Consider the following 22,607-nt stretch of genomic DNA (forward strand, 5'->3'; position numbering starts at 1 on the left):
CGGGACTTAGTTTGAGAAATCAAAAAGAAGAAATTAATATAGCAGAACTTCTTCTTAAAAATGGTGCTCTAACAGAATTAACAAATGCATCCGGTTACACACCTCTTCAAAGAGCTGCTGATGAGGGGCATAAAGAAATAGTTAAATTATTACTACAATATGGTGCTGATCTTAATCCAAAGGCTATCTCATCTGGTATTCATAAAGACAAAAGCCTAATAGAATTAGTACCCGATGATACACCGGAATTAAAGGCTTTCTTACAGCTTGCGAAAGCATGTAAAGATAATGATTTTAGCATAATAGTTACTTCTGAATCTGTAAAAGAATTTTATGACTGGAAAATATCAATAAAGCCTAAAGATATTAATTGCAACTTTAAGCTTTTTTCTAAACATTTAAGTGAATTATATAATTTCAAAGAATTTCTAAGAACTAATAAGGAATACGAAAATAGTCAAGAATTAGAAAAGTTAAATTATACTCTAAATTCCTTTACAAACGCTGAATATTTAAAGGAAGGTGAGACGCCGACTTTAACTTTAAAAACCTTATTAGAGTTTAATATTGCAAAAAATCCTGAGCTATATAAGGAAAATCCTAAAGTTACTGACCTATCTACCGATATAGTAGAAAAACTTAAAGAAGATTATGAGATTCAATTAACCGGTAAAGTAAATAAAGCAACAGAAAGCATAATAGAAGAATAAGCAAATGTTGCGTGGATACCCGAATCATCATTGTGAGCCGCTGTAAAGCGGCGTGGCAATCTAGGCTATCCCGAATTACATTCGGGATTTAATTTAGAATACTAAACAAGTTTAATATAAAAATATGTTTATACTTGATTGCCACGTCGGCATAAATGCCTCCTCGCAATGACGTTGAGAGTAATCCACGCAAGAATGACATTAAAAGCGTTTTTACCCCTCAAAGTAACAACAACCCGAATATACTACTCGCATATCAAAGATTAGGTTCTGTGAACAAGATTTAAATTATTTATATTTTAAGGTATTTTTGCACGAAAATTGATAAGATTTTTGCCGAAATAGCTATTCCTATTTCAAAAAAATCTTATAATTTGCAGTCAAAAAGAGCTGAAATATATTAATTTAAATCTTGTTCACAGAACCTAATAGCTTATAGTTAAATTTTTCAAATTTAAAATTTAACTATATGTCCGGCATTCCGATAGATAATATTATAGTCTTTATATATCTAATATCGATTTTACTGATCGGTATATATTATCGTGCTAGGCATAGTAGTTTTAAAAATTATGCAAATGTTGGAGGGAGCGCTAAAAATAGTAGATTACTCTTAATAGCTACAATATTTGCCAGCTCCGTAGGCGGTGCTACTACTTTCGGGATTACGGAAAAAGCATTTTCCGGTTATGCATATTACGGCTATGCTCTAATACTTACGTTGCCGATCGATATATTAATCGCTATTTACGTAGTACCGCGTATTGCTGACCATTACGGAGCCGAAAGTGTCGGGGATATAATGAGTAAATATTACGGCTATGCCGGACTTCTTATCGGCGGTTTTAGTTCAGTTGTCGTATCTATCGGCTTTGTGGCAGCGCAAATTAGCGTCAGCGGCTATATTTTTCAGTATATTTTAAAGATAAACTATATTGAAGGCGTAATTTTAAGCTATAGCATCGTGCTAATTTATACTACCGTCGGCGGGCTGCAATCAATTATATTCACCAATTTATTACAATTTTTTGCGATGATACTTGCTATACCGATTATAACTATCATCGGCTTAAATAAAATCGGTACAATGACTTTCTTTAGCAACTTATCTAGTAACCAAGCAAATTTTGACCGATCTAACTTACTACCCATGACAATTGCTGCCACATTAAGTTTTTGCGTGATGAATCTATACCCAACCTTTATTCAACGAGCTTTAATTAATAAAAACCCTACTCAAACAACTAAAGCAATATACGCAAAATCTGTTATATACGTAGTTTTTTTAATATGCGTTACTTTAAACGGATTAATTGCTTATAATCTTTATCCAAACCAACCTTCTAATTTGGTACTACCATACTTGATTAACCGGATAATACCGCCGTTTGTGCAAGGGGTCGTAATAACCGGCTTGCTTGCGGCGGTTATGTCTACTGCCGATTCCGATTTAAACGTGACATCGGTAGCTTTGGTAAAAGATATACTGAACCCTATTTTTAAAGTCAAAAACCAACAAAAGTTGTTATTGATTGCTAGGGTTACTAATCTCATAATAGGGAGTTTTGCCATACTGGTAGCCTTAAAATTTAATAATGTTATTGATTTGGTAGTATTTATTACCGGTTTTTGGGGACCGGTAATATTAGTACCGCTAGTAATGGCTTTGTTTGGTATTGTCATATCGACAAAAATAATGGTCTTATCATCGGTAAGCGGTTTACTCGCTTTTTTTATGTGGGAACATTTTTCTCTGCAGTATTTTTATTTTAAAGGCGTCTTTGTCGGTACGATGACAAGCCTTTTGGTCTTTGGTTTGGAAGTTATTAGGAGGAAATTGTAGGTATTAGTTCGATGTACGGTATCATGCCTGCACTCTATATCATTCCCGCAAAAGCGAGAATCTAGAAAAATACTTTTAAGTCGTCCTGAAAGGAAAGACTGGATTCCCGCCTTCGCGGGGGAATGACATCGAAAATTGCCGGAGATTTTAGCGAATTTCTAAATATAGGGGATCAGTTGCCTATAGCTGGAATCTCTTATTAGAATACTCATTAATGGGCTGCCAAAATAACCGGTTTATTAGCACGACAAATAGCGACATCATTCCGACCCCTAAAATTATTTTGTTAAAATCCGCCGCTACCGTCATTTCTGCTATATAACTGCCAAGACCTTTAGCTACTATTTTTTGATCACCGAAATTAATAACCTCAGCAACAATACTTGCATTCCACGCTCCGCCGCAAGCGGTAATGCTACCTACAATAAAATAAGGGGTAATTGCCGGTAACATTACTTCTTTCCACCATTCTAAACCTTTGACGTTTAAAATTTTTGTCGCGTCTTTAAGCTCACTAGGCAAAGACGATACCCCGACTATAACGTTAAATAATATATACCACTGCGTACCCATAATCATTAAAGGGCTAAGCCAAATATTAGGATTTAAATCATATTTAGTGATTATAATAAAAACTATCGGGAATAATAAATTTATCGGGAAGGCGGCAAAGAATTGAGTAAAGGGCTGGATAATTGCCGTTAACCGAGGACGAAGTCCGATATATATACCGATAGGCACCCAAAATAGCGAAGCAAGAATTATCAAAACTATAATCCGCAATAGAGTAATCGAGGCTAGAATAAATACTTTAACAATTTCATGCCAACCTATATTACGTAAAAAAGAACCTATATAAAAAAGAGCAACCGCTCCGCTAACAATTAATATGAAATACCATAGATAATTTAACCATAATTTATTACGATTATTTTCCGTAATTTCGGGAGTGTTTACTGCAAGGTTATTTACACCGTTAAATAAAGGGAAATAAAGAAGAAATTCTGCAACATATATTAAAGGCGAAAAAATTTTTTTAACAATTATACTTCTTTGAAATATAGTTAATACCCATGAATAAGTTGCTTTAATTCCGGTGGAGGTTTCATAACGAAACCTATCCGACCATACTATTAACGGACGCAATAATAACTGATCATATAATATAATTATTAGCGACATTGCTAGCACCGCGTATAAAATTGCCGCCGTATTTTGTTGCCCGATTGCTAAATATATATATGACCCGATACCGGGCAAGGTAATTTTGTTATTACCTACCATAATTACCTCGGAAGCTACTACAAAAAACCAACTACTAGACATTGACACCACCATATTCCACACTAAAGAAGGAATAGCAAAAGGAACTTCTATTTGCCAAAATTTGCGCCACCCTGACATTTTAAAAATACTAGCCGCATCGTTTAATTCTGCCGGCACGGTTTTAAACGATTGATAACAACTAAAAATCATATTCCAGACTTGCGAGGTGAAAATAGCAAATATAGCTGCACATTCCGCCCCCATAATACTAGAAGGGAAAAGAGCTAAGAAAGCCGTAACGGTAAATGAAATATAGCCGAGAATCGGTACCGACTGCAAAATATCTAATAATGGAATTAAAATTTGCTCTAGCTTAGGGTTTTTAGCGGCAAGCGTTGCATATATCAGAGTGAAAATTAAAGAGATGACCATTGCAATCATCATACGCAATAGGGTCCTAAAAGAGTAGCCTATTAAATTACTATATTCAAGGGAAACCGGATCAAGCGTTAGAGTATTTAGCGGCTGGGTCATTTCCTTCAAGCCCCAAGAGATAAATATAAAAGCGGCAATAACTAAACTAAAGGCCAAAAAATTAAAAAATAACGATAAGCCGTTCTTTTTTTTGTACAAAAAATATTTAGCAGGATGCCTAACCATTATTAAATAGTCTCCATTAAATATTCTCCGTAATTTTCGCTTGTTTTAATAAACGTTCTACTTCAGCGGCGTTATCAAACCCGTGATCATAATGAAACCGAATATCCGGAGAAAATTTCATGTTAATTTTCTGAGTTATAAAATTTCGTATAGCATTTTTGGAATTATTCAAAGCTTCCATAAGCTCTGCTTCTTTCAAATTAGTATTAAAAGGCAAAAAATAACAATTTGCGAGTTTCAAATCCCCCGTTACTAAAACTTTTGTGATCGTTACCGGACAATCAAGAAGCCGCCCGTCAAGCATTCGTCCACGCCTTAATATTTCAATTAAAGCTTCATTTATTAAAGTTGCTACTTTATGTTGTCTATGTGAATTTGTTTTATCTAGTTTTTTCATAAGGTTAGATATTTTATTTAATAGTTAATGATATTGTCACCCCGTGGCTTGACCACGGGGTCCAGAAAAAAATAAGTACTGGATACCGTGGTCAAGCCACGGTATGACAGCTTTTTACATTAACGAAGTATACAATACGATTCCATAATAACATGCTTTCACTATACAACCAACGCTTAAAAGCTTTAAAAAATTTATTCTAAAAAAACCGGCAAATAAAGAAATAAAACTTCCCCAAAAAGGAAAAATTATTAAAGAAAGCAAAATTACATCATATTTTAAACAAAATTGTGCAAATTTTTTATGTCTTAGGATATTTTTCTCATCTTTAGAAAAATAAAAAATATTTAGTAATATTCTGCCGAAAATATAATTTACGGTAATAGCGGCAAGGCAGGCGCAAACAGCTACTAACAGCATCATTAAAGGATTGTAAATGCCAAACATTTTCATCGAATGAAATATTAGTTCGCGCTGAAATCCTATAGCAAGATTAGCAACAAAACTATCAACAAATAATAAGCTATATGTTTCAAATGGTGTCATGTTAATATTTTAAAATTTAAAGAACAAAAACCGTCATTGCGAGGAGGGACAGGCATTGTTGCATGGCTCGATAAAACAACAGTATGTCATTCCCGCGCAGGCGGGAATCCAGAAAATTAATAGTCATCCTGAATTTATTTCAGGATCTATTAATGAGATGCTGAACCAAGTTCAGCATGACAAAAAAGCCTGGATTCCCGCCTACGGGCGTTGTTGCATGGCTACCAGAATCGTCATTGCGAGGAGGCATTTATGCCGACGTGGCAATCAAGTATAAACATATTTTTATACTAAACTTGTTTAGTATTCTAATTAAATCCCTCATTACATTCGGGATAGCCTGGATTGCCACAGCCACTTCGTGGCTTCGCAATGACGAGTTTTTTATTAATTTTCGAGCCGTGCAACAACGCCCCGCCTACGCGGGAATGACATCGAGAACGTTTGACTATCCTCACAATAACCATCCACACGCAATGATATCTACCTTAATTCATATTATTAACTGATAATACTAGAAGTTTGTACATATATTTAGTAATATCTGTATCATATAAATAAAAATAATTAATAATGAAAAAACAAATTATTTATCCTAAATTAATTCCACGGATTTTTTCTTCGGCTTTAGATTTAGCTTTATTATCACTCGTAACATTTCCTATTTTACATTATTGTTCTTCGAGTTTAATGGTTTTTTTCTATAAAGACTATTTTATTAAACATAATATCGAGCTATATAATTATGCCCAAATGTTTATCGCGACCGTAAGACCGGAATTTGCGGATTATCTTCAAGCCGGTAATTTTAACAAATATCTCTCATATAATATTTCCATGCTCATCACTAACTTAACAATACTCGGTTCTTATTTTGTCGGATTTTGGTATTATAAGGGTGCAACGCTTAGTAAAATGATTATGCATATGAAAATAGTTGATGCAGCAACTCTTGCAAAGCCGACAATATGGCAGTTAATAAGAAGATTTTTAGGGTATATGACTTTTCCAATCGGCATTTGGCTTGTTCTTTTTTCTTCGCAAAGGCAAGCTTTGCATGATAAAATTGCCGGTACGGTAGTTATTAAAACTTAGTATATTGCTTATAATGTCATTCCCGCCTGCGCGGGAATGACATCAAAAATTCGAGCCAGGCAACAAAGCCCGCCGCAGCTAGGAATGACATCAATCTCAACTTTTCAGATTATATTTGAGTATAATATATGAACGATACCAACGAAATAGAGCAATTAATCTATCTTTTTTCTAAGCTGCCCGGTCTTGGCGGACGCTCTGCTCGGCGCATTGTTTTATATCTGTTACAAGATAAAGACGTAAGATTGAAAGGATTAATTACTAATTTAATAAATGTCGAAAATAAAATAGTAAAATGCGAGATTTGCGGCAATATGGATACCACTAATATCTGCCGTATTTGTTCATCTCCGGTGCGAGATAAAGCCGTTATTGCTATCGTGGAAACGGTGGCGGAATTATGGGCTATGGAACGTAGCGGTATTTTTAAAGGCGGGTATCATGTGCTAGGTCATAATTTATCGGCGGCAGCTAGGCAAAACCCTTCAGTATTAAGGTTACCGGAGTTGCTTACTAGATGCCGAGAAGAAAATATCGAGGAAGTTATTATAGCCACCAATTCCACGCTAGAAGGTCAAACCACCGCTTATTTTATTACCGAATATTTAAAATCCCATCCTGCTAAGATTTCACGCCTAGCCAGCGGTATACCTATCGGCGGCGAATTAGATTATCTAGACGAAGGGACTTTGTCAGCTGCTATTACTCTACGCCAACCGTTTGAATAATATAGTTTCGATCTATTGCAGTCTATACATCAAATTTTGTGAGTCTCGCTTGTGCTCACGTACAAGTGTACGCTGTGCAAGCTCGCTCTAAAATTTAATGTCTATACTACAATAGCTCTTTGCTATACCAAATTCTGCAATTATTAGTATGTGATATGAAATATGTTTTACTTACTAGAAGTATCGAAGGAAATAAAGAGACTATTGAAGAAATAGCAAAGCATAATATCAATAATTTAGGCTTTCATTATATCCACTGCCCTTTAATCGAGTATAAAAATTTAAACCTTTCTCCAGAAATTCTCGGTAATTATTCTAATATAATTATAACTAGTAAATATGCTGCCAATATCCTTAGAGAATGGCAAAATAATAACTATAACATTTGGGTAGTAGGAGAAGCTTCAAAGGCAATTTTAGAGCGTAGCGGTTTTATAGTAAAATACGCCGCAAAAAACGTCGATGATTTGATTAAGCATTTTCCAAGCCGGTTATATAATCAAACAATATATTTATCTTCCAACGAAATCACTCACGATTTACCATCCCAAATAAAGAGGCAAATTATCTATAACGTAAAATATTTAGAGCAACTACCGCCAATAGAATTGTTTAAAAGCAATATAGATTATATTTTGCTTTACTCACAAAACAGCGCCAAAATATTCAAAAAATTATTACTGCAAAATCATTTATCGGAAGTGTTGCAAAACTCATTAGTCATAGCTATTAGCTTGAAAGTAGCAAATATAATTAGACCTTTTAGTAAAAATGTGGTTTATTGTAATAATGAAAATTCACATACAATAATAAATTTATTAATGCATGATGCAAAAATCCGAAATCAATCTTAAAAATAAAAATATTTTTTCTATAGCGGTAATATTAATATTTATGCTACTTGCTTTTATGCTTTATTATAATAGAGCTGAAATTTTTAAGTTATTTAGCAATGAAGTTACTCCTTATAAAGAAGATATTTTACCTATAAACAATATTGACAATGTGACTACTAGCAAAAATGAGCAACCGAGCGAATCTTCTTCGGCTAAATCTTTAATAAATTACGTAAATTCATTTATTCCCTCTATTCCTGCAGTTCCTACCGCTAGTATTAATTTTGATATAAATGATTATCGTAATTACTTATTAAACGTGAATCTATTAATATTTAATTTTTTACAAGATCAAAATTATACTAAACAATTGCAAGCAATAGAAATAATCTCATTGCCACCGGATATAAAAAATATTTTAGCCGATTTAAATAGGTATAATAACAATTATTTGCTCGGTAAAATTGCAAGCACTGAAAAAATTTTCCCTGTTAATTATCGATGGTTAGAAAAATTTATAAAAATAGAAAAAAAATCTTCCGCTGAAAAAGAGAAAGAGCAATTACACGCTGCTATTTTGGAAAAGTTAGAATTTTTTATTAACTTTTTTTATTCGGAGAAATTTGTACTGCGTCATCCTGAATTTATTTCAGGATCTCTTTTAATAGATGCGGCAAACTTGTTCAGCATGACTTTTTGAGTATTTATATGTTCAGACTCCTCGCAATTTGTATTATCTTTCTGCTTCTCTATCTTGGATTTTCCGTTATTGAAACGCTTGACTCGCAAGTCGTTTTGACCTTATACGATTATCATATAGAAACTACGTTTTTTTCACTTCTTACTTTCGGGATTTTGTTATTACTCATAAGTTTTATTGTCATTAAAATTTTAATATTAATTATCGATTTACCGTCAAAAATACAAGATATTTTTACTACACGAAAAATTAACAATAATCAATATTCTCTTGTTAGATCAATATCGGAATATATTATCGATAATAAAAGTAAAGCCGGTGCTATCGCGAGAAAAATTTCTTTACCTATAAAAAAAGAAAATAGAGAGCTTTATATTTTAATTTTAGCTAAAACCGAGGAAGAAATAAGTAAAAAAATTGCCTATTTTGAAGAATTAGAAACATCTAAACCATTTACGTTTTTTGCCGCTAAAAACCTCGCTATATTATTTTACCGTAAAAGTTTTTACCAAGAAGCAGAAGGCTACGCTAGTAAAGCTTATAATTTAAATGAATTTGATAGTGCAGTTTTAGAGATTCTTATTAATTGCTACGGAAAACTTGCATTATGGGAGAAATTTACTTTTGTGGTAGCCAAGCTTGCAAAGCTTAATAAATCCAAATTTGCGATGATGAATTCGGAAATCGCCGAATATTACTTATCGGCAGCAAAAATGATGGTAGAGAATAATCATACTGAAGGCGCAATTGATTATTTAGAGTTAGCCTTAAGCTTGAATTGCGTAACTCCGAAAATATTAGAGCTTTATTTAACTTTAAATTCTAATATCAATAACAATAAAAAAATCAAAATACTAAAAAATGCTTTTAACGCCCATCCTTCTTTAGAAATAGTCAAGATATTTAAGAAATTTACAGAATTGCTTAATTATCAAATCTATGAGGAACTAACCTCAGAACTAAATATCACAGATCATTTAACATTATTCTTAGCTATAGCAGCTTATTTAGATTTACCGGATAAAATAGCCTCTTTAAAAGCCGGTCCAAAGCTTTTATCTTTTTCTGAAGCATAATCAAACACTATTACTGAATTTATACCATCTTCCGTTAAAGGCATAATATCCTCGTTAGCAATTTTAATATGATCAGGATGCTTTAAATACTCGGCTCTATCTTTTGAATTAAGAAACTCCATTATAAAAACGTAATTAAATCCTTTATTTAAATTTTCGGGACTAGAATTTTTTCCAAAGCTAAAAGATTTAATCTGCGGAATATAAGTATTTTTTAAATTTCCTAATTTTTGTAATGCCTGCTCTATTTGTTTATCAGTAACATTAGCAGCAAATTTAAATAACACAATATGCTTGATCAAAATAAATCCCTCCTATTAATTTCTTTCCTTCAAAAGATCGGCTATTAACTGATATGATTCAAAAGCTTTGTTTGGGTCCTCGTGAAGTAGTTCAAAACCAAGTTTCTCGTTATTATTGGCTTGCCACAATCGGCAATTATCCGGACTAATCTCATCGGTTAACATTATTATAGTTTCTTCGCCGTTAAATACTCTACCGAATTCAAGCGTACATTCAACAAGCCTAATACCGATGCCGGTAAATAAGCCGCTTAAAAAATCAAATATTCGGATAGCTTGCTTTTTTACGGCGGAAATTTCAGCTTTGGTTAACCAACCGAAATTTAATATTTGATATTCATTAACGATAGGATAGTTTAACTCGCGACTCCTAACTTTAAAATCAATAATCGGTTTATCAAATACATACCCTTCTTCCATACTAAATTCCTTAACAAATCTACCGCAAGCAACGGAAGAAATTGATAATTGCATCGGAAAAACTTCCACATATTGGATTAATTGCTCTCGCATATTTAGTTTTTCTATAAAATGATTTTCAATTCCGAGCATATCGAGCTTACCCATAATAAAAGAAGAAATATTATTATTAAGCACTCCTTTACCGGAAGTATCAATAATTTCTCCGTTTTCTAAAATAGTCTTATCGGTGAAAGCCATGATAATAAGAAAATCTTCTTCAGAAGTGTATAGGGATTTACGAGAACCTTGATAAAGTATTTTTTTCATTTTATTAAAAATTTTTTTGTATATTGTTATGCAGACAGTTAAAAGCACTATCGATGTCATCCTTGCGCAGCATTGTTGCTTGGATCGTTAAACGCCTATAGTCGCTCGCAATGACGTTCAATTCTTAAAACCATGAGAGCATAACGTTTTATAATAATCAACATTTTTAACTTCCGGTCCGATGATTCCAAGCGTCGGGATCGTCACAAATATTTTGCCGGCTATCTTTAGAATATCTGCGGCTGTTATATTCATAATAAGCTCCATAGTTTCCTCTATAGATATATATTTATTAAAAATAGCATAATTTTTACCGATTTCCTCAGATTTGTAAGCAGGTTTTTCCTGAGCCATGTAAATATTACTTCTTAATTGCGTTTTAGCCCTAATAATTTCAGATTCCTGCACCGATTCCATAATTTTCTTTATTTCATTTATCAATTCCGTACTTAATAATTCTAATTTATCATGAGCGGTGGAAGCATAAATAGTAAATACGCCGCTATCGCAATAAGAACTATTATAACTGCCTACTCCATAGGCTAAACCTAATTTTTCCCTAATTTGCTGAAATAATCTTGACGACATACCGCCGCCAAATATTAAAGCGAGTAGCTGGGCTTGATAAAGTTGTTGCATATTAAGATATCCTACCCCTTCAAAGCCTAATATTAAAGTAGTCTGTTCTAAATCTTTGATAACGGGACAATAACCGCCGACATATCTTGCCGGCTCAAAATTATTACTCGTTCCTTGTTTTAAAGAAGAAAATAATTGTTCTGCCGTCTTTATTATTTCCTCATGGGTAATATTACCTGCTACCGATAAGTAAAGATTTTGCGCGGTATAATGTTTATCGATAAAGTTAGAAAAATGTTTTTTATTAAAAGTAGCGAGAGTTTTACTAGTTCCTAAAATAGGCTTCCCCAGCGGCTGATCCTTATAAACGCTATTATAAAATTTCTCATATATTAGATCATCGGGATTATCTTGGCTATGCGCGATTTCTTGTAAAATTACTTGATATTCTTTAGCGATTTCTTCTTCGGCAAAAGTAGAATTTTGGATTATATCCGCCAATATCTCTAGAGCTTTACGGCAGTTTTCCGGTAACACTTTCGAGTAATATATTGTTTGCTCATGACCGGTATAGGCGTTGAAATGCCCCCCTATCTCGTCAAATTCTTCGGCAATTTGTTTAGCGTTTCTCGTTTTTGTACCTTTAAACGCCATATGCTCAAGAAAATGAGAGATACCTTCTTCTGCATGAGTTTCAAAGCGACTGCCGACTTTGGCAATTAAATTTATCGCTACCGAATTTACATAAGGCATATTATAGGTAAGGATAGTTAAGCCGTTATTAAGCTTACTAACATTAAAAGTTTCTTTCATAAATTTGTTTATAGAATCCAATCAATTAATAAAATCAGTATAAAAACCTGGCTCGATAAAAGCAGCAGTATGTCATTCCCGCGCAGGCGGGGCTTTGTTTCATGGCTCTAAAAAAGTGCCGTATGTCATTCTAGCTAAAAGCGGGAATCTAGAAAAAATACTTAAAATAAACAAAATTATATAAAAATTTACTATATAATTCGCTTAAATACTTTTCTGGATTCCCGCTTTTAGCTAGAATGACATCAAAAATTCGAGCCGTGCAACAAAACCTCCGGTCGCACGCAATGACGATTCCGGTAGTCATGCAACAACGCTTTGCCTCCGCGCAATAATGAGCCTCAGCTATCTACGCAAAAATACATCGAATCATTTTAAATTACTAGTTCTTGAGCAAATTAATATATTACCTTGTACCTCCGCAATAAAAATCCTATCGCCTGCTTTAGCTTCTTCCCGCTCACTTTCTTCTAATAAAGCATTCATAATAACCCCCGACCATTTTACTTGTCCCATTTGGCCGGAAGAGATTGTAGGGCTATAAACTTCTACTTCTTTGTTAATCATATCAGAATAATTACTTTGTTTTAGGTTACTATTTTTATAAATATATTTTTTAAGAGGTCGCCATAATATAATAAACCATAACAAAGATAGTAAGCCGAAAATTGTTAATTGCTCTTTTAATAAAATAGGATAATTATATGTTACGATAGCATTTGATAATGCGCCGAAACCAAAAAATAAAAACCCGATATTAGGAGCAGCACCAAATTCTATAATGAAACAAATTACTCCTATTATTAACCATAATTCCGTTAGTGAGATATTGAACATTTTAATTTATCTATCCTATATTATAAAGTTAGTCGGTAACCCTAGAAGATGCTTTTAACTAGCCACGCAACAACACCTATGGGTGTGTTGTTGCATGGCTAATAATTTACCGTATTATGGTTATTATAAGCACGGTGTCATACCGTGGTCAAGCCCACTACTGTACGAACGTTGAAAAAAGGCTGTGTCATGCCGTGACTTGATCACGGCATCCAGGAAAATAAAGCCATATTAGACTTATTTTAGAATCTTTTTATGATATTATAAGCTGGATTCCGTGGTCGTAGCCACGGAATGACAGAATTTTTACCTCTTTATTTAAACGTTCGTACAGTAGTGGGCTTGACCACGGTATCCAGAAAAAATTAAAAAGCCTGACTGGATGCCGTGGTCAAGCCACGGCATGACATCGCGGTACTTTTAAAGAATACCCAAAATATAGCAATTTTCGATCCATGCAGCAACGCCACGCCTATGTAGTAATGACATCAAAATAGTTACTTATCATGGACATATGTTTTTAAGAATAATATAACATCGGCTACGTCTTGCGGTTTTGATAACCCTATAAAAGACATTTTCGTCCCCGGTGCGTATTTACTCGGCTTATGCAAAAAAGAAAATAGACTATCATCATCCCATACGCCGCCGATTTTAGTTAATGCACCGGAATATTTATAATCTTCTATGCTAGCTTTCGGACGCCCTGCAACATCCCAAAGATGAGGACCTATTTTATTTGGTCCATCCTTATCTAAAGAGTGGCATACTAAGCATTTTTTTGCTATTTCTTTACCGTTGTCGGCATTAGCATTTTTCATTAATTCCGGTATATTTATTACCGCCTCTGCAGCCTCTGCATTAATTTGAGATGAAGGCGATTCATCTACCGCGACGCTATAACCTCGATGCGAGGCTTGTAAATTTGGTTTATAAAGTATATTCGCAATAAATCCTACCATCATTGCAATTAAACTAGCCAACAAGACAGCCGCAACGATTTTGTTTAATTCTTTTCCGGACATTTATTTGTATATTTTAGGTTGAGTAACATTTTAATAATTAAAATCTACTAATAATTTACTGTATTTATTTGATTATAAAATTTTAGGAGCCTATTATAATTTGTTATAATTTAGATTATAGAGGTTATTAATTCAATGACTAAAATAAAGAATTTGAAAAAAAACACAATCGATGATTTAGAAATTGAAAATCAAAAAAAAATCTCAAAGCTTAAAGCAACAATTGTTGAAAAAAGGAGTAAAGACGATTTAGCCTTACCAAGCAGAAAAAACTTACCTTTAAAAAAATCACAAACTAGCAATTTTGAAAACACTATCCCGGAAAAAAAATCAAAAATCGGTCAGATATTTGCTAAAATAAAGCCTAAATGGGAGTTTTTTAAAAATAGTAAAGTAGGTAAAATTTTATTCAGCAATAGTTTTAACTATGTGCTGTCTCTTGGAGGCGCTGCAATTGCGCTTACCGGAATTTTTATGCCTATATCTCCCTTAATTATAGCAGTAGCAAGTATAGCGGCAATAGGGGTAGGAATTCAAGCGGTAAACAAAACTTTAAAGATACACTCTTTACGTAAACTTCATAAGGAAAATAACTTATTAGTTCAGAATAGAAATGCTAAAACTACGCAAAATTATATCTTATCTTTAGAAGCCGGCTTAAAAAATGCTTTAAAAAATGAATTATATATACCGCAACAAATAGAACAGAAAAATCCCAATAAAAATAAATATAATATAAATTCAAAAAATTTATCAAGCACCGGCCGAGTGCTAGCAGATAATATAGGTGGAGCAGCTTATATTGCAGCCGGTATTATTGAAGGAGTTAGCGGTAACGTAATCGCTATTTTAAAAGCTACCGGCTACGGTATAATGACTAGTGTATCTTTAATTACCGACGGGCTTAGTGAAAAAGAAAGAAATGACGTTCAAAAAATATTTAAATTAAATATAAATGAAGAGTTTAAAAAACAAGATACCCCGAATTATAAAAATTTAAAACAATTGGAAGAATTTACAAAAGAACAAACTATTCAAACATTAGCTTTAAAAAAGCTAATAACAGATAAAAATTACCGGGGAATGAAAGATACCGATAAACAAGAAAAGTTTCGTGAAATCAAAAAAGAATTTGAAGAAGAAATAAATAACGATGGGCTAAAAGCATTTTTGACAAGAAAAGAGCGGTATATAGATAACAGTGAGGAAAATTATATAAAAGATTTTACTAAAGGACTGAATCCATTTTATGAGTGTCCTACTAAGGCTCAAGAATATACAAATTTAACAAAAGCTATGGAAGCTAATCCTAAATTTTTTGAAGACACAAAAGATATTTTAAATAAGCGGAATAGAAATAATAAGAAAGAGGTTATAGATTTAACAAAAACTCTAAAAACTAATCAAAATGATACTTTAAATAAGCAAAAAGAGAAAGAAACAAACAAAAAATTGAGAATGAGAGGTTAAAAAATAAATATTCGTTTTTTAAATCGTTATAGCATTGTTGCATGGCTACCGGAATCGTCATTGCGAGCCGCGGAACGCCTTGTTGCATGGCTAATAATTTACCGTATTATGGTTATTATAAGTACGGTGTCATCTAGTTGCTTGACCACGGTATGACAAGTTTTAAGCGATTTTAACCATCCATGCAACAACGCCAATCATTATTATTTCAGGCTTATTTTCAAATCTTCAATAATTGAATGATTGGGCTTAAGAACTATCATCTAAAGATTCTGAAAAATTAGTTTGTTTAACTCATGGGTTAAAATAGAAAAATCTACTTTATCAAAGCCTTTTCGAGGGATTATTATCATACCTAAATTAGTTATTTTAAATTTAGGGTTATTAATAATAAGTCTTGTTAAATGCTTTATACGTCTTTTGATTTTATTGCGAATTACTGCTCTTTTATCTAGTTTTTTACTAACTTTTATTCCTAAAAAAATAGTGTTTTGGCAGTTATTAAGGAGGGCAGAGAAATTTTTTACTATTACTAAAATAAAATATTTCCCATGCAGCTTTTTACCGCGCTTATTTACAAGCTCAAATTCTTTTTGATTTTTTAATGAAGTAATAAACAATTTATTAGGCAGATAATTTTTTTCTACCTTTGGCACGGCGCTTTCTTAATATTTCTCTTCCTGCGACAGTAGCCATTCTTGCTCTAAAACCGTGTCTTCTCTTTCTTACTAAATTACTTGGTTGAAATGTACGCTTCATATAATTTTATACCGAACGAAAAATGAAATTTCTAAATAATAAGTATTTATAATTAAATAATTCTAATTTGTCAATGTCATTCTCGAACGTTATTGGTGTTGTCGCCACCGGCATGACACCGCAGGAATAAAACTAGATAGGTCTATATTAAAATGGTGCAGGTTACACCAAAAAAGCATAAGCTAGGCTTAAGAAAGTTAAAAAGCCGAACGCATCCGTTATAGTGGTGAGAAAAACACCGGAGCCGGCAGCAGGATCTATGTCAAAATAATGTAATGCTATAGGTATAGCCGAGCCGAACAATCCGGCAACAAGAAAATTTAAAATAACGGCAATAGCAAAAATTATGCTAAGATTTGTATCAAGTAACATCACAAAACTTAACCCTGCGCCGATAAAAGCAAGAACAAAACCGTTAAAACCGCAAACGGCAATTTCTTTTAATATTACTTTACTAAAATTATTATAATGAATATCTTTGTTAGCTAAAGCTCTCACCGTGACGGTCATAGCCTGCGTTCCGGCATTTCCTCCCATCGAGGCAACGATCGGCATGATAACTACAAGTGCTACAAGTTTTGAGATAGTATCGTTAAAGTGATTGATAATAAGCGAGGTCATGCAGGCAGTAATCAAATTAACGAATAACCAAGGAAAACGATGTTTAACCGTATAAAATAAATTAAAGAAAGTATCTTGAGTAGGAACACCGCTAAGCGATAAGATATCTTTTTCGGCTTGTTCTTCAATAATATAAATTATATTATTTATCGATACGCTACCTACTAATTTCCCGCTTTTATTTACTACCGGTACTATAGTTAGCGCATATTGCCTAAAAATAAAGCTTAGCTCATTTAAATCCGTAAAAGCATCTGCAAGCTTAAAGTCTTTATTTATTAAATCCTTTATTAATTCTTCATTTTCGTGTTTAAGTAAAGTACTGAGTAATATAATACCTACGGGACGAGATTTATTATCGGTTACGATAGCCGCGTGGAAATCTTGTTTTTTGTGTTTAATAAAATTTATCGATTCTCCGACAGTCCAATTTTCTTGAAGGTTAATAAAGTCTCTTTCGATTACTCTACCGACGGTATTTTCCGGATAAGTACACCCTTCCGCAATTTGTTGCCTTTTTTCTTTATTAAGCCCGTTTAAAATTAGCTGTTTTGTATCATCGTCCAAATCTATTATTACTTCAATAGCGTCTTCTATAACCAGCTTATTAATTAATTCCGTAGTTTTTTGTATGCCGAGTGCTTCTATTACTAAAGGCTTACTATTAGCATTTAACCATACTAATGTTTCCGGTTTTATAGTATCTTTTAAAAAAGGAAGAATTTTTTTGTAGGTTCTGTTGTTGACGTTATCTAAAAAATCAGCCAAATCAGCATAATGCAATTCTGATAGCATTTTTGCCGCAGCAGCAAATTGCTTATCATCTAAAAGATCATTAATTTGATCAAAAATTTCAGCAAAATGATCATGATGATCAGGTAATATGCTTTTGAACATATTAGGCATAATTTTTTACCTACTAGCTAGACCTTGTGAAATTTTCTCATTAATTTATATTTTGAGATGTTTTTTAGCGAACATTAATAAGATTTTTGCAGGAATAGTTATTCATATTTCAAAAAAATCTTATAATTTACAGCAAAAAAGAGCCAAAATTAAGTTATTTTAGAAAACTTCACAAGGTCTAAAGACGCTTGGTGTTAACTTAATGGGCAAAGGTCAAAAAATGTCATTCCGTAATCAAGCCGGCGTTGTTGCATGGATGGTTAAAAACGCTCTCGGTATCATTCTAGCTAAAGGCGGGAATCCAGAAAAATACTTTTTAAGTCATCCTGAATTTATTTCAGGATATTTTTCAAGAGATGCTGAAACAAGTTCAGCATGACAAAAAAAGCTGGATTCTCGCCTACGGGCGTTGTTGCATGGCTACCAGAATCGTCATTGCGAGGAGGCATTTATGCCGACGTGGCAATCCAGTTAAACATATTTTTATACTAAACTTGTTTAGTATTCTAATTAAATCCCTCATTACATTCGGGATAGCCTGGATTGCCGCAGCCACTTCGTGGCTTCGCAATGACGAGTTTTTTATTAATTTTCGAGCCGTGCAACAACGCCAATCAAGCCACGGAATGACAAAATAATATAATTGGTGCGGTCGAGAAGATTTGAACTTCCAATCTTTTTACAGAACAGCACCCTCAATGCTGCGCGTCTACCAATTTCGCCACGACCGCTTAACCGAAATGTCAGAGCTAAAGAGGCAATGCCTGCGTGGATACCGGAATCGTCATTGCGAGCCGCGGAACGCCTTGTTGCATGGCTCAAATTTTCGATGTCATTCCCGCGCAGGCGGGAATCCGGCTTTTTTTGTCATGCTGAACTTGTTTCAGCATCTCTTGAAAAATATCCTGAAATAAATTCAGGATGACTATAATTTTCTGGATTCCCGCCTGCGCGGGAATGACATAGGGAGCAGCGGGAATGACATACTGCTGCTTTTATTGAACCATCCACGCAGTCATTGCTTCCTCACAATGACAACTTTTTTAATGATATAGCAAATTATCACGCTAACATCAATAAATAATATTGCTAGTAAATATCTAATTTAGCTTAATAACAAAACTCGGCATTACGTCCTGCTCGGCAGCGGCAATTTTTAGCTGTACTAGTTTTTCATCTAAATCATGATACTTATTATGAAATTTTTCGGCATTACCGGTTAAGACTAAAGCAGAATCGATGCCAAGTTTATTAGCTCCTAAAATATCGGTATAAAAAGTATCTCCGATCATCAAGATACGGTTTTTCGGTACGTTATCTAACTGCTTTAATACTTTATTATAGATTTCGCCGTAAGGTTTTCCCGTATAAACTACTTCCCCACCGAATTGCTTTAATTTTTGTGCATAATAACCGGAACAATATCTATATACACCGCGCTGGTTAATACCGATATCAGGATTAGCGCAAAGATTAATCATACCGCGTTTAACGGACATTTTGAGGATATCGTCAAATTCGTCTAAGTCTAAATTTTCATTTTCATCTCGATAAAGAGTTAAAAGCAAAATATTTGCTTCTTCAATATTGTTAGTAATCGGGCATTGTATACCGTTTATTATATCATTTTCTTCAAAACCTAAATGATATATTATCGGCTTTTCTATAACAAACCGATCAAAGCTTTCTAAAATCATTTCAACGGCTACTTCTCCTGAGCTAATAATCATTTTTGAAGTAGCGTTAAGTCCCCAAGATTTAACCATTTGAAATAAAGAAAAAGTATTACGAGGTGCATTTGAAACAAAAAATACTTTTTTTTGCGCTATTATTTTATTAATGTTATCTACAACATTTGGGTAGGTATATTGTCCTTCAATTACTACTCCCCAAAGATCAAATAAGAATACGTCGTAGTCATTTACTACTTCTAAAATATTTTTAAAATCTAACTTATTCATTAGTGTCTCTAAATTATTTAATTATGCCTTCCCGATTGCGTATTATGGTTATTACAAGTATGGTGTCATACCGTGGCATGACACCGAATTGCTTTGCAAAAATATTGAGCCATGCAACAACGCCGCCTTTAGCTAGGAATGACATCGAGCATGCTTTAACCATCCACGCAGCAACTACTCCTCACAATGACGATTCCTTTCCTTTCAATAACTTTATTAGAAAACTTTACTCTTCCTACAAGTTTGAGTATACTTGTAAGATTCGTTTTATCAGTATGTGAGATATATGTCAAATAATGAACAAAATATTATAGAAGAATTGATTATCGAGGAATCATATAGTGCCGATTCTATTAAAGTTTTAAAGGGTCTTGAAGCGGTAAAGAAAAGACCCGGAATGTATATCGGCGATACCGATGACGGTTCCGGTCTTCATCATATGATTTATGAAGTAGTCGACAACGCTATTGATGAGTCTCTAGCGGGACATTGTGATTTAGTTCAGGTAACTTTAAACAAAAACGGTTCGGTAACCGTGCGTGATAACGGTCGCGGGATACCTATCGACATCCATGAAGAAGAAGGAATTTCGGCAGCTGAAGTAATCATGACGCAATTACATGCCGGCGGTAAGTTCGATCAAAACTCCTATAAAGTTTCCGGAGGATTGCACGGCGTCGGCGTATCGGTAGTAAATGCGCTATCCGAATGGTTGGAGCTTCGTATATGGCGTGCTAATAAAGAATATTTCATTAAGTTTAATAACGGAGCGGCAGAAGCGCCGCTTGCTTGCCTTGGTGAAGCTATTGAGAGAAAAGGTACGGAAATTACTTTTTTCCCGTCAGTTGAAACTTTTAGTAAAATAGAATTTGACTTTGCAACTATTGAACATCGTTTGCGGGAGCTGGCTTTTTTAAATTCCGGAGTAAAGATTTTATTAACCGATAATAGATTTGAAGAATTAAAGGCCGTAGAATTTTATTATACGGGCGGAGTAGAAGAATATGTTAAATATATAGACCGTGCTAAGCATGCCGTGCATCAATGTATATCGATAAATACTAATAACCCTGAATCCGGTATTAGCCTTGAGTTTGCGATGCATTGGAATGATTCTTATCATGAAAATATTTTATGCTTTACTAATAATATCAGACAACGCGACGGCGGTACTCACCTTAGTGCTTTTAAATCGGGTTTGACCCGTGTTATTAGCGCTTATCTTAAAAGCACCGGACTTGATAAAAAAATGAAAAGTGAGTTTATAGGTGAGGATGCTCGAGAAGGTTTATCTTGCGTTTTGTCCGTTAAAGTACCCGATCCTAAATTTTCTTCGCAAACCAAAGATAAGCTAGTAAGTTCCGAGGTGCGTCCGGTAGTCGAAAATGCCGTACATACTAAAATTCTTGAATGGTTTGAAGAGCATCCTAGCGAAGCCAAATTAATTATCAATAAAATCATGGAAGCGGCAACAGCAAGGGAAGCCGCTAGAAAAGCTAGGGAATTAACTAGACGGAAATCCGCTTTAGAGATATCTAATTTACCCGGTAAGCTTGCCGATTGTCATGAAAAAGACCCGGCACTTTCTGAGTTATTTTTAGTAGAAGGAGATTCTGCCGGCGGTACGGCAAAACAAGGAAGAGATAGCAAAACTCAGGCTATTTTGCCTTTGCGCGGTAAAATTCTCAATGTTGAGCGGGCAAGATTCGATAAGATGCTTAATTCCGACCAAATCGGTACTTTAATTACTGCTCTTGGCACTAATATCGGCGTACAGGATTTTTCGCTTGAAAAACTTAGATATCATAAAATTGTTATTATGACCGATGCGGATGTCGACGGTTCCCATATTAGAACCTTGTTGCTGACATTTTTTTATCGTCATATGCCGGAACTTATTAATAAAGGATATTTATATATAGCGCAGCCACCGCTTTATAAAGTAAAAAAAGGCAGCCAAGAACTTTATTTAAAAAACGAACAAGCACTCCAAGATTATCTAATAAAATCAACCATTAATGATGCCTCACTGATCTTATCCGACCAAGAGCAACTAACCGGTCTAGATTTAGAAGAATTTATTACCAAGGTGATTAAATTTAACGGTTTACTTGATCAGGCTAGTAAAAAATTTAATCGCCCGATTGCCGAAAGTTTAGCCATTAATAATTTGCTAAATAACGAAATATTTAATAAGGAAAGGGAAGCTGATCTTCAAAAAGCCTTGGATATCTTAAATGCTACGCAAATCTCACTTGATAAAACTGTTTGGGAAGTATTACTTCATGAAAATAGTGTAGAATTTTTCCGTTTTAGTCGAGGCTTGAAGGAAAGTAAAATATTACTGCGGGAACAATTAGAGTCTTTTGAATTTGGGCAAATATCTAAAATGGCTCTTGCTTTCTCTAATATCTTCAAAAAGCAGTTAAAGTTTTTAACTAAAAACCAAGAATTTAATATATTAACTCCTTATCAACTGTTAAATATTATTACGGAATACGGTAAGAAAGGTATAACCGTCCAACGTTTTAAAGGTCTTGGCGAAATGAATTCCGAACAATTATGGGAAACTACACTTGACCCGACTACCAGAACTTTATTACAGGTAAGAGTAACGGAAATTGACAGTGCCGAAGAAATTTTTTCAACGTTAATGGGGGATATAGTTGAACCGAGACGCCAATTTATTCAAGCGAATGCTTTAAACGTAGTAAATTTAGATGTTTAGGAAGATATAAAATAATTAAT

29 protein-coding genes and 1 tRNA gene are annotated in these 22,607 nt (G+C 33.8%); 13 read left to right on the forward strand and 17 right to left on the reverse strand.

The annotated features are described in order from the left end of the window. The first annotated feature begins 11 nt into the window (after positions 1-11). The 3 genes from AAGD64_RS06790 to AAGD64_RS06800 all read left to right on the forward strand — a co-directional run bounded on the left by AAGD64_RS06790 (position 12) and on the right by AAGD64_RS06800 (position 2,553). The gene (locus tag AAGD64_RS06790) at positions 12-710 is read left to right on the forward strand and encodes an ankyrin repeat domain-containing protein (protein WP_341792850.1); all 699 of its coding nucleotides are present in this window, start codon (positions 12-14) and stop codon (positions 708-710) included. A gap of 155 nt (positions 711-865) precedes the next feature. Continuing rightward, positions 866-997 carry a hypothetical protein gene (locus tag AAGD64_RS06795; RefSeq protein ID WP_341792851.1) on the forward strand — a complete coding sequence of 44 codons (132 nt, stop codon included), beginning with the start codon at positions 866-868 and terminating at the stop codon, positions 995-997. Positions 998-1,179: 182 nt separating this feature from the next. Then, entirely contained in the window at positions 1,180-2,553 is a 1,374-nt protein-coding gene (locus AAGD64_RS06800) for a sodium:solute symporter family protein (RefSeq protein ID WP_341792852.1), read from the forward strand. 180 nt (positions 2,554-2,733) lie between these two features. Here the strand turns inward: AAGD64_RS06800 and AAGD64_RS06805 are convergent, their stop codons facing one another. The 3 genes from AAGD64_RS06805 to AAGD64_RS06815 all read right to left on the reverse strand — a co-directional run bounded on the left by AAGD64_RS06805 (position 2,734) and on the right by AAGD64_RS06815 (position 5,422). Then, complete coding sequence (locus AAGD64_RS06805; RefSeq protein WP_341792853.1) at positions 2,734-4,353, reverse strand: ABC transporter permease; 1,620 nt, start codon at positions 4,351-4,353, stop codon at positions 2,734-2,736. A 142-nt stretch (positions 4,354-4,495) separates the two neighbouring features. Then, positions 4,496-4,876, reverse strand: a complete 381-nt coding sequence (rbfA, locus tag AAGD64_RS06810; protein ID WP_253307466.1) for a 30S ribosome-binding factor RbfA — start codon at positions 4,874-4,876, stop codon at positions 4,496-4,498. 114 nt (positions 4,877-4,990) lie between these two features. Next, complete coding sequence (locus AAGD64_RS06815) at positions 4,991-5,422, reverse strand: DedA family protein (protein WP_253307465.1); 432 nt, start codon at positions 5,420-5,422, stop codon at positions 4,991-4,993. 58 nt (positions 5,423-5,480) lie between these two features. Between AAGD64_RS06815 and AAGD64_RS06820 the strand changes: the two genes are divergently transcribed. After that, complete coding sequence (locus AAGD64_RS06820) at positions 5,481-5,699, forward strand: hypothetical protein (RefSeq protein WP_341792854.1); 219 nt, start codon at positions 5,481-5,483, stop codon at positions 5,697-5,699. A gap of 31 nt (positions 5,700-5,730) precedes the next feature. Here AAGD64_RS06820 and AAGD64_RS06825 read toward each other — a convergent pair whose 3' ends face one another. After that, positions 5,731-5,895: a hypothetical protein gene (locus AAGD64_RS06825; protein ID WP_341792855.1), complete on the reverse strand. Its 165-nt coding sequence runs from the start codon at positions 5,893-5,895 to the stop codon at positions 5,731-5,733. 100 nt (positions 5,896-5,995) lie between these two features. Here AAGD64_RS06825 and AAGD64_RS06830 point away from each other — a divergent pair, with 100 nt between their 5' ends. From AAGD64_RS06830 to AAGD64_RS06850, 5 genes are all read left to right on the forward strand, one after another. Continuing rightward, positions 5,996-6,517, forward strand: coding sequence for an RDD family protein (locus tag AAGD64_RS06830; protein WP_341792856.1), 522 nt, complete (start codon positions 5,996-5,998; stop codon positions 6,515-6,517). Positions 6,518-6,645: 128 nt separating this feature from the next. Next, entirely contained in the window at positions 6,646-7,245 is a 600-nt protein-coding gene (gene recR, locus AAGD64_RS06835) for a recombination mediator RecR (RefSeq protein WP_341792857.1), read from the forward strand. Between the two features lie 155 nt (positions 7,246-7,400). Beyond that, a complete protein-coding gene (locus AAGD64_RS06840; RefSeq protein ID WP_341792858.1) occupies positions 7,401-8,099 on the forward strand; it encodes a uroporphyrinogen-III synthase in 699 nt (232 codons plus the stop codon). Next, on the forward strand, positions 8,071-8,781 hold the full coding sequence (locus tag AAGD64_RS06845; protein ID WP_341792859.1) for a hypothetical protein: 711 nt from the start codon (positions 8,071-8,073) through the stop codon (positions 8,779-8,781). Before AAGD64_RS06840 ends, AAGD64_RS06845 begins: the two co-directional genes overlap by 29 nt. Before the next feature lie 8 nt (positions 8,782-8,789). Further along, the gene (locus AAGD64_RS06850) at positions 8,790-9,857 is read left to right on the forward strand and encodes a tetratricopeptide repeat protein (RefSeq protein ID WP_253307460.1); all 1,068 of its coding nucleotides are present in this window, start codon (positions 8,790-8,792) and stop codon (positions 9,855-9,857) included. Here AAGD64_RS06850 and AAGD64_RS06855 read toward each other — a convergent pair. The 6 genes from AAGD64_RS06855 to AAGD64_RS06880 all read right to left on the reverse strand — a co-directional run bounded on the left by AAGD64_RS06855 (position 9,785) and on the right by AAGD64_RS06880 (position 14,142). Next, positions 9,785-10,159, reverse strand: coding sequence for a Dabb family protein (locus tag AAGD64_RS06855; RefSeq protein ID WP_253307459.1), 375 nt, complete (start codon positions 10,157-10,159; stop codon positions 9,785-9,787). The genes AAGD64_RS06850 and AAGD64_RS06855 overlap by 73 nt on opposite strands. Positions 10,160-10,174: 15 nt before the next feature. Continuing rightward, entirely contained in the window at positions 10,175-10,888 is a 714-nt protein-coding gene (locus AAGD64_RS06860; RefSeq protein WP_253307458.1) for a phosphoribosylaminoimidazolesuccinocarboxamide synthase, read from the reverse strand. Positions 10,889-11,005: 117 nt separating this feature from the next. After that, entirely contained in the window at positions 11,006-12,280 is a 1,275-nt protein-coding gene (locus tag AAGD64_RS06865) for a M16 family metallopeptidase (protein WP_253307457.1), read from the reverse strand. Between the two features lie 148 nt (positions 12,281-12,428). Further along, positions 12,429-12,587: a hypothetical protein gene (locus AAGD64_RS06870; protein ID WP_341792860.1), complete on the reverse strand. Its 159-nt coding sequence runs from the start codon at positions 12,585-12,587 to the stop codon at positions 12,429-12,431. A 62-nt stretch (positions 12,588-12,649) separates the two neighbouring features. Further along, positions 12,650-13,117: an NfeD family protein gene (locus AAGD64_RS06875; protein WP_253307456.1), complete on the reverse strand. Its 468-nt coding sequence runs from the start codon at positions 13,115-13,117 to the stop codon at positions 12,650-12,652. A 497-nt stretch (positions 13,118-13,614) separates the two neighbouring features. After that, complete coding sequence (locus AAGD64_RS06880; RefSeq protein WP_341792861.1) at positions 13,615-14,142, reverse strand: cytochrome c family protein; 528 nt, start codon at positions 14,140-14,142, stop codon at positions 13,615-13,617. A 315-nt stretch (positions 14,143-14,457) separates the two neighbouring features. Between AAGD64_RS06880 and AAGD64_RS06885 the strand changes: the two genes are divergently transcribed. After that, positions 14,458-15,612 (forward strand): hypothetical protein, encoded by a 1,155-nt coding sequence (locus tag AAGD64_RS06885; protein ID WP_410526094.1) that lies wholly within the window; start codon positions 14,458-14,460, stop codon positions 15,610-15,612. Between the two features lie 263 nt (positions 15,613-15,875). Here AAGD64_RS06885 and rnpA read toward each other — a convergent pair whose 3' ends face one another. From rnpA to mgtE, 3 genes are all read right to left on the reverse strand, one after another. Next, entirely contained in the window at positions 15,876-16,232 is a 357-nt protein-coding gene (gene rnpA, locus AAGD64_RS06890) for a ribonuclease P protein component (RefSeq protein ID WP_253310021.1), read from the reverse strand. Between the two features lie 4 nt (positions 16,233-16,236). Then, on the reverse strand, positions 16,237-16,371 hold the full coding sequence (gene rpmH, locus AAGD64_RS06895) for a 50S ribosomal protein L34 (RefSeq protein ID WP_253307453.1): 135 nt from the start codon (positions 16,369-16,371) through the stop codon (positions 16,237-16,239). A 162-nt stretch (positions 16,372-16,533) separates the two neighbouring features. Next, positions 16,534-17,898, reverse strand: a complete 1,365-nt coding sequence (mgtE, locus tag AAGD64_RS06900; protein ID WP_341792863.1) for a magnesium transporter — start codon at positions 17,896-17,898, stop codon at positions 16,534-16,536. Between the two features lie 220 nt (positions 17,899-18,118). Here mgtE and AAGD64_RS06905 point away from each other — a divergent pair, with 220 nt between their 5' ends. Continuing rightward, positions 18,119-18,277 (forward strand): hypothetical protein, encoded by a 159-nt coding sequence (locus AAGD64_RS06905; RefSeq protein ID WP_341792864.1) that lies wholly within the window; start codon positions 18,119-18,121, stop codon positions 18,275-18,277. Between the two features lie 21 nt (positions 18,278-18,298). Here the strand turns inward: AAGD64_RS06905 and AAGD64_RS06910 are convergent, their stop codons facing one another. The 4 genes from AAGD64_RS06910 to AAGD64_RS06925 all read right to left on the reverse strand — a co-directional run bounded on the left by AAGD64_RS06910 (position 18,299) and on the right by AAGD64_RS06925 (position 19,859). Next, positions 18,299-18,454 (reverse strand): hypothetical protein, encoded by a 156-nt coding sequence (locus tag AAGD64_RS06910; RefSeq protein WP_341792865.1) that lies wholly within the window; start codon positions 18,452-18,454, stop codon positions 18,299-18,301. 88 nt (positions 18,455-18,542) lie between these two features. Further along, positions 18,543-18,629 (reverse strand) — tRNA-Leu (locus AAGD64_RS06915). A 136-nt stretch (positions 18,630-18,765) separates the two neighbouring features. Then, positions 18,766-18,909, reverse strand: a complete 144-nt coding sequence (locus tag AAGD64_RS06920; RefSeq protein WP_341792866.1) for a hypothetical protein — start codon at positions 18,907-18,909, stop codon at positions 18,766-18,768. A gap of 89 nt (positions 18,910-18,998) precedes the next feature. Then, positions 18,999-19,859, reverse strand: a complete 861-nt coding sequence (locus AAGD64_RS06925) for a TIGR01459 family HAD-type hydrolase (protein WP_341792867.1) — start codon at positions 19,857-19,859, stop codon at positions 18,999-19,001. A gap of 44 nt (positions 19,860-19,903) precedes the next feature. Here AAGD64_RS06925 and AAGD64_RS06930 point away from each other — a divergent pair, with 44 nt between their 5' ends. Together AAGD64_RS06930 and gyrB are read left to right on the forward strand one after the other, a co-directional pair. Continuing rightward, a complete protein-coding gene (locus AAGD64_RS06930) occupies positions 19,904-20,140 on the forward strand; it encodes a hypothetical protein (protein ID WP_341792868.1) in 237 nt (78 codons plus the stop codon). Between the two features lie 5 nt (positions 20,141-20,145). Next, a complete protein-coding gene (gene gyrB / locus AAGD64_RS06935; RefSeq protein WP_253307448.1) occupies positions 20,146-22,587 on the forward strand; it encodes a DNA topoisomerase (ATP-hydrolyzing) subunit B in 2,442 nt (813 codons plus the stop codon). Positions 22,588-22,607 lie beyond the last annotated feature (20 nt).

Origin of the sequence: Rickettsia endosymbiont of Ceutorhynchus obstrictus (genome assembly GCF_964026565.1) — a bacterium.
Taxonomy (GTDB): Bacteria; Pseudomonadota; Alphaproteobacteria; order Rickettsiales; family Rickettsiaceae; genus Rickettsia.

Coding starts and splice junctions, on each gene's coding strand:
- AAGD64_RS06795 (WP_341792851.1), top strand. CDS start 866: ATGCCTCCTCGCAATGACGTTGAGAGTAATCCACGCAAGAATGACATT.
- AAGD64_RS06800 (WP_341792852.1), top strand. CDS start 1,180: ATGTCCGGCATTCCGATAGATAATATTATAGTCTTTATATATCTAATA.
- AAGD64_RS06805 (WP_341792853.1), bottom strand. CDS start 4,353: ATGACCCAGCCGCTAAATACTCTAACGCTTGATCCGGTTTCCCTTGAA.
- rbfA (WP_253307466.1), bottom strand. CDS start 4,876: ATGAAAAAACTAGATAAAACAAATTCACATAGACAACATAAAGTAGCA.
- AAGD64_RS06815 (WP_253307465.1), bottom strand. CDS start 5,422: ATGACACCATTTGAAACATATAGCTTATTATTTGTTGATAGTTTTGTT.
- AAGD64_RS06830 (WP_341792856.1), top strand. CDS start 5,996: ATGAAAAAACAAATTATTTATCCTAAATTAATTCCACGGATTTTTTCT.
- recR (WP_341792857.1), top strand. CDS start 6,646: ATGAACGATACCAACGAAATAGAGCAATTAATCTATCTTTTTTCTAAG.
- AAGD64_RS06840 (WP_341792858.1), top strand. CDS start 7,401: ATGAAATATGTTTTACTTACTAGAAGTATCGAAGGAAATAAAGAGACT.
- AAGD64_RS06845 (WP_341792859.1), top strand. CDS start 8,071: ATGATGCAAAAATCCGAAATCAATCTTAAAAATAAAAATATTTTTTCT.
- AAGD64_RS06850 (WP_253307460.1), top strand. CDS start 8,790: ATGTTCAGACTCCTCGCAATTTGTATTATCTTTCTGCTTCTCTATCTT.
- AAGD64_RS06860 (WP_253307458.1), bottom strand. CDS start 10,888: ATGAAAAAAATACTTTATCAAGGTTCTCGTAAATCCCTATACACTTCT.
- AAGD64_RS06865 (WP_253307457.1), bottom strand. CDS start 12,280: ATGAAAGAAACTTTTAATGTTAGTAAGCTTAATAACGGCTTAACTATC.
- AAGD64_RS06870 (WP_341792860.1), bottom strand. CDS start 12,587: ATGACTACCGGAATCGTCATTGCGTGCGACCGGAGGTTTTGTTGCACG.
- AAGD64_RS06875 (WP_253307456.1), bottom strand. CDS start 13,117: ATGTTCAATATCTCACTAACGGAATTATGGTTAATAATAGGAGTAATT.
- AAGD64_RS06880 (WP_341792861.1), bottom strand. CDS start 14,142: ATGTCCGGAAAAGAATTAAACAAAATCGTTGCGGCTGTCTTGTTGGCT.
- rpmH (WP_253307453.1), bottom strand. CDS start 16,371: ATGAAGCGTACATTTCAACCAAGTAATTTAGTAAGAAAGAGAAGACAC.
- mgtE (WP_341792863.1), bottom strand. CDS start 17,898: ATGCCTAATATGTTCAAAAGCATATTACCTGATCATCATGATCATTTT.
- AAGD64_RS06905 (WP_341792864.1), top strand. CDS start 18,119: ATGTCATTCCGTAATCAAGCCGGCGTTGTTGCATGGATGGTTAAAAAC.
- AAGD64_RS06925 (WP_341792867.1), bottom strand. CDS start 19,859: ATGAATAAGTTAGATTTTAAAAATATTTTAGAAGTAGTAAATGACTAC.
- AAGD64_RS06930 (WP_341792868.1), top strand. CDS start 19,904: ATGGTTATTACAAGTATGGTGTCATACCGTGGCATGACACCGAATTGC.
- gyrB (WP_253307448.1), top strand. CDS start 20,146: ATGTCAAATAATGAACAAAATATTATAGAAGAATTGATTATCGAGGAA.